This window comes from Skermanella sp. (assembly GCF_059503625.1).
In genome coordinates this window covers 1-5,207 of record NZ_JCACHA010001129.1, presented here as the reverse complement: position 1 = coordinate 5,207, position 5,207 = coordinate 1, and the positions used below count along the sequence as shown (strand labels likewise).

Annotated in this window: 7 protein-coding genes; 2 read left to right on the top strand and 5 right to left on the bottom strand. The window is 61.5% G+C overall.

What is annotated here, in order from left to right; genetic code table 11:
- Positions 1–103 precede the first annotated feature (103 nt).
- The 5 genes from AC5JJ6_RS40365 to AC5JJ6_RS40345 all read right to left on the bottom strand — a co-directional run bounded on the left by AC5JJ6_RS40365 (position 104) and on the right by AC5JJ6_RS40345 (position 3,798).
- Complete coding sequence (locus AC5JJ6_RS40365; RefSeq protein ID WP_496047455.1) at positions 104–328, bottom strand: AbrB/MazE/SpoVT family DNA-binding domain-containing protein; 225 nt, start codon at positions 326–328, stop codon at positions 104–106.
- A gap of 106 nt (positions 329–434) precedes the next feature.
- Complete coding sequence (locus tag AC5JJ6_RS40360; RefSeq protein WP_496047454.1) at positions 435–632, bottom strand: hypothetical protein; 198 nt, start codon at positions 630–632, stop codon at positions 435–437.
- 230 nt (positions 633–862) lie between these two features.
- Positions 863–1,126, bottom strand: coding sequence for a type II toxin-antitoxin system Phd/YefM family antitoxin (locus tag AC5JJ6_RS40355; protein ID WP_496047453.1), 264 nt, complete (start codon positions 1,124–1,126; stop codon positions 863–865).
- 219 nt (positions 1,127–1,345) lie between these two features.
- Positions 1,346–2,485, bottom strand: coding sequence for a porin (locus tag AC5JJ6_RS40350; protein WP_496047452.1), 1,140 nt, complete (start codon positions 2,483–2,485; stop codon positions 1,346–1,348).
- Between the two features lie 227 nt (positions 2,486–2,712).
- Positions 2,713–3,798, bottom strand: coding sequence for a porin (locus AC5JJ6_RS40345; RefSeq protein WP_496047451.1), 1,086 nt, complete (start codon positions 3,796–3,798; stop codon positions 2,713–2,715).
- Between the two features lie 262 nt (positions 3,799–4,060).
- On the opposite strand from AC5JJ6_RS40345, the gene AC5JJ6_RS40340 reads away from it, so the two are divergent.
- Positions 4,061–4,702 (top strand): DUF3576 domain-containing protein, encoded by a 642-nt coding sequence (locus tag AC5JJ6_RS40340; protein WP_496047450.1) that lies wholly within the window; start codon positions 4,061–4,063, stop codon positions 4,700–4,702.
- Between the two features lie 92 nt (positions 4,703–4,794).
- On the top strand, positions 4,795–5,207 hold a 413-nt coding region (locus tag AC5JJ6_RS40335), incomplete at its 3' end, for a class I tRNA ligase family protein (protein WP_496047449.1).

Here is a 5,207-nt window from a genome sequence, read left to right as displayed (position 1 = left end):
CCATCCCAGCCTCAACGAAAAAGCCCGCCGTCAGCTCCTGACCGACCTTGGCAACATGAAGGTGGTGGAAATAGCGTGATCGGGTTACGGATCAGGAATCGTCTCATTTGGAAAGTATCGCCATGGTACGCCGATAACGCGCCGCAAAGCGCCGGCCGATATCCATAGTGCTGTTGCATGTGTCATCGGTTTTGGTGATCTCGATTCGTCCATTGCGAACATCGACACGGACCTCATCACCACTTTGAAGATCGGCGGCGGCGAGCATGTCACATGAGAGGATCAGACCCGTGGATTTGCCGATTTTGGTTAGCTTGGTTGTGTGCATGACAATCTCACGTTTTGATCCGCATCATTACGTAACACCGTGAGCCTTGTAGGACGCTCTAGAGCGTCCTCACCAGTCAACATCGTTGGCCTTTGGTATTGTTACGTCAGTTTCTTCTCGTCATTTGAACTGGCGGGTTATGCGCCAGGATCGCATCGCGCAACTTGTAGAAGAGTTTTCGAGGAAGATAGCCGTAGGCGAACTTGCCCGGCATGCCGGGTATCTGTTCAAGATCATATCCAGGCCATTCGAACGCATTGATATCGTCCGTGACGATCCAGGATCTGCCTTCGTCCAAACCCAATGCGGACTTCAGTTTGGGAGGAATTTCCAGCGCTCGCTCGAGGCCTGGGTCGGTATGGGTGATTGGAGCTACCAGTACCCGCGTCGGTTCCCCTTGTTTTTCGTTACCGCAAGGACGATCACAGCGGGGCATGCCTTGGGGCTTTGTTCATGTCCCGCGTCACGGTCGGAACGCCAAAGATAAGAATACCGCATCACAAGGCCGGGCACGGGAACAGGTAAGGCTAAGGATCACTCATCCATCAAATGGTTGAGACCGTCGCTTTCCGAACCTGGTTCAGCCTTCCGCAGCGCCTCCCGGAATTCGTCCGGCAGTTCCCAAGGGTGATAGGCTTGTCGCGATGCACGGATGCGCTTCAGAAGTGCCGCGTCTTCCGCTGAAACATAGACGCCTGCGATCTTACCGTGGCTGGTGACCTCAATGGGTTCACAAGCGACCATTCGCTGGAAGGTACCGAAATTTCGGATGAATTCCGCAGCGGAAACCGTGGGCATCAACGCCTCCAAGCACGCTATGTGTATAACAAGCACGCTATGTGTATAATCTGTATATTATATATAACCTGCTTGTTCATCAAGTTTGAGCCCAACCCAATCGTGACATTACCGATAAGACTGACCAATGGTATTCCCAAAAGAAATCGGGGCGGTGGTTTTCACCACCGCCCCGGATCCAAAAGCTCCAGAACTCCCGGTCGCTAGACCGGCAGAACCTTAGAAGTTGACGCGGGTGCTGATCAGCCACACGTACTCGTCGGTGTCGCGCTTGACGGCGGTAGCGGCATTGGCCTTCAGTTCCTCGTCGACGAACATCAGGTCCGACTGAAGCAGCAGGCCGGGAGCCAGGGTGTACGCACCGCTGACGCCATAGACCTGATACTGTTCGGCATAGGTGCCGGGCGCGCGCTTGTAGCCTTCGGCGTCGGCATAGGTCAGGCCGACCGCGACCGGGCCGGTGGTGTAGCTGGCGCCGGCGTGCCAGGCGTGCTGATCGCCGCTGTCGGTGCGGGCCGGAACGTTGAAATCGTCGGCATCGACATAGCCGCCGCCGAACTTGAAGCCGGCATAACCGATCTGAGCGCCGACCTGCCAGGCGGAGAAGTTCTTCAGCGCCGTGGTGGCGGTCGTGCCCTTGCCGTTGCCGCTGGTGCCGGTGGCGCTGGCGGCGACGGTCACGCCGCTGAAGTCGCCGGTGTAGTTGATGCCGTATTCCAGGAAGTCGGAATAGCCGACGGCGTTCTTGGTGCCGATGACGCTCTGGCCTTCGTCACCGTTTTCCGGCGTGTAGCTGAAGCCGGCCTGGAAGCCGGAGAAGCGTGGGGTCAGGTACATGACCTTGGTCGCGTCGCTGCTATCCGGGTTCTTGATGATCGCGCCCCAGGGCTGGCGGCCCATCTCGACCGAGACGCCGTTGGCAACGCCGGTGTTGGTGATGAAGTCGGCGTAGTCGCCGTCGATGCCTTCCACGCCGACCAGCGGGGCGTAGATCGCCAGGGTGTCGGACGCGCCGTCGAAGTCGCCCAGCTCGACGCGGCCCCAGAAGCCAGCGATGTACACCGACGCCTCGTCGGTGGTCTCGTTGTTGTTGCTGGCGCCGTTGGCGCCGGTGCCGGTGGTCTGAAGCTCGATCTTGGTGCCGTACAGCAGGCCGTTGTCGGCCTTGCCGTCCGCCTTGACGACGATCTCGGCCTCAACCTGGAATTCGCGGTCGGTGCCGTTGACGAGGTTGTTGTCGTAGATCGCGCCGAAGAACTCGGTGTAGCCGCCCAGGGTGACGGTGATCTGAGCGTTGGCGGCGGACGAGAAACCGGCGAAAGCGGCCAGGGCGGTGGTGGCGAGGAGGATCTTCCTCATTGATTTTAACTCCCTCTGGAACTTTTGGATTATCCCTGTTGGGATATGCAATTGGGATTAATCCGTAAGTCCTGAGCTTGCAACGCTGGAGTCACTGCCACCGTGTAGAAGCATCCACAGTGTGGCGTTTTAAGCACATTTGCCGAAACGGCCTTGCAATGAGACCCGCAATGCAAAACGGCGGCATCCGGAGATGCCGCCGCTTCGCAACCCGCTGACCTGCCGGATTAGAAATCGAGACGCGTACCGACCACGAAGACATAGCCCTCGTTGCTGCCGGCGGTCGTGGCGCCGCGCGTGCCGGTCAGGTAATCGTCCTCGAACATGGTCAGCTCGGTTTCCAGGGTCAGGCCCGGCGCCAGGGCGTAGGTGGCGCCGACGCTGTAGGCCCGGTACTCGGTGCTGTAGCCGCCGTTCGACCCCGAATAGCCTTCGGCATCCAGGAAGCTGACGGCGATGGCGACCGGACCGGTGGTGACGCTGCCGCCGATATGCCAGGCCGTCTGGTCGTCGTCGATCGCGCCGAAGGCCGGCACCAGGAAGTCGTCGGCATCGACGTATCCGCCGCCGAGTACGAAGGGGCCGTAGGAAATCTGCGCGCCGAGGTTCCAGGCGGTGAAATCCTTCACGCCGCCGCCGGTGGTGCCGTCGGCCGTGGTCAGGGTCGCACCCGCCGACAGCCCGAAGCCCGAGAACTCGCCCGTGTAGTTGACGCCGAACTCGCTGAAATCCTTGTACGTGCTGGTGTTCTTCAACTGTACGACGCGCTGCGCCTCGTCGCCCGCTTCCGGCGTATAGCTGGCGCCACCCTGGAAGCCTGCGAAGCGCGGGGTCAGGTACATGATCTTGGTCGAGTCGCCGGAATTCGGGATATGCATGCCGAAGTTCGGCTGGCCGCCCGCGAAGTCGGTGTAATCGCCGTCGATCTGCTCGACGCCGACGACCGGCGCGTAAATCTTCAGGGTATCGGCGGCGCCGTCGAAATCGCCCAGTTCGAAACGGCCCCACTGGCCGCCGACATAGATCGACGCCTCGTCGGTGCCGACGCCGGTGCCGGGATTGGGCGTGCTGTTCTGAAGCTCGATCTTGACGCCGTACAGCAGGCCATTGTCGGCCTTGCCGTCCGCCTTGACGACGATTTCCGTCTCAAGCTCGAAATCGCGCGTGTTGCGGTTGGCGCCGAGCTGGTCGTTGAACAGGCCGGCGAAGAACTCGGTGTAGCCGCCGAGCGTGACGGTCATCTGTGCCTGAGCCTGCATGGCGAAAGTGCAAAGCACGGTGGCCGAAGCCGTGGCGAGAAGGATCTTGCGCATCTGTATCCCCTAATGGATTGGGCCATGCCGGCCGTTCGCCCTATTCTTGGGATTTAAGGGATATGCGAGGCAATCTCATTCTACCTCTTTCGATAGATCAGCCACATGGCGTAACAAATTTGCCACTTACGGATTAACCGCTCGGATGGGCTCCGCCGCCGGGAAAGGGGTGCCATTTTCCGTTCCCGTCGACCGATCGCTTGCGTTGGCGCTGGCCTATGGTCTATTTTCCGGCGCCTGAACCGCAGAAGATGTCAGATAAATGGCCCGTTTTCCGCTTACCTCCGCCCAGCTTGCCACCCGGCCGGCCGCATTCCGGCAGCCCGCATCCGGCCGTGCCCGGTCCGCCCTCCTGTGCGGCATGCTCGGCGCCACCCTGCTGCTCGGGGCCTGCGCCGGCGTCAAGCCGGAAGCCACGTTCCCCGATCCGGACGAGGACAAGCGGTACCGCTACGGCAGCATCCTGGGCGGCGAGGGCGGCTTCACCCTGCTCGGGCCGCGCCGGGCCGATGCGGAAGCGCAGAACACGCAGGGGATCGGCGTCAACAGCTATCTGTGGCGCGCCTCGCTCGACACGCTGGCCTTCATGCCGATCGTCTCGGCCGATCCCTTCGGCGGCGTGATCCTGACCGACTGGTATTCTCCGCCGGAAACCCCGAACGAGCGGTTCAAGGTCAACCTCTACATCCTCGACCGGCAGCTTCGCGCCGACGGCGTACGCGTCAGCGTCTTCCGCCAGCAGCGCGGCGGTGCAGGCGGCGGTACGGCTGCTTCGACCGGGGCGCAAGGCGCCGGCGACTGGCGCGACGCCGGCGTCAACACCGAGACGGCGAGCAAGCTGGAGGATACGATCCTGACGCGCGCCCGCCAGCTCCGGATCGCCCAGACTGCCGACAGCCGGTAATCTTCCAATATCGTTGCGATAGCCAATATTATTACGGTCAGTTGTCGCCCGCCCCCGGCATGGGGCATGCGGGGCGGGGTAAGGGATGCTTGATGTCGCGCTATAATTCCAAGGAAACCGAAGCTAAGTGGCAGGCGATCTGGGACGAGCGCGGTAGCTTCATCGCGACCGAGGACCCTGGGCGTCCCAAATACTACGTGCTGGAGATGTTCCCGTATCCGTCGGGACGCCTCCATGTCGGCCACGCCCGCAACTACGCGATCGGCGACATGGTCGCCCGCTACAAGCGGGCGCGCGGCTTCAACGTGCTGCACCCGATGGGCTGGGACGCCTTCGGCCTGCCGGCGGAGAACGCCGCCATCGCCAACAAGGTCCATCCCGCCGACTGGACCTATCAGAACATCGCGACCATGCGCGACCAGTTGAAGACGCTGGGTCTGGCGTACGACTGGACGCGCGAGATCGCGACCTGCGCGCCGGAATACTACCGGCACGAACAGAAGAT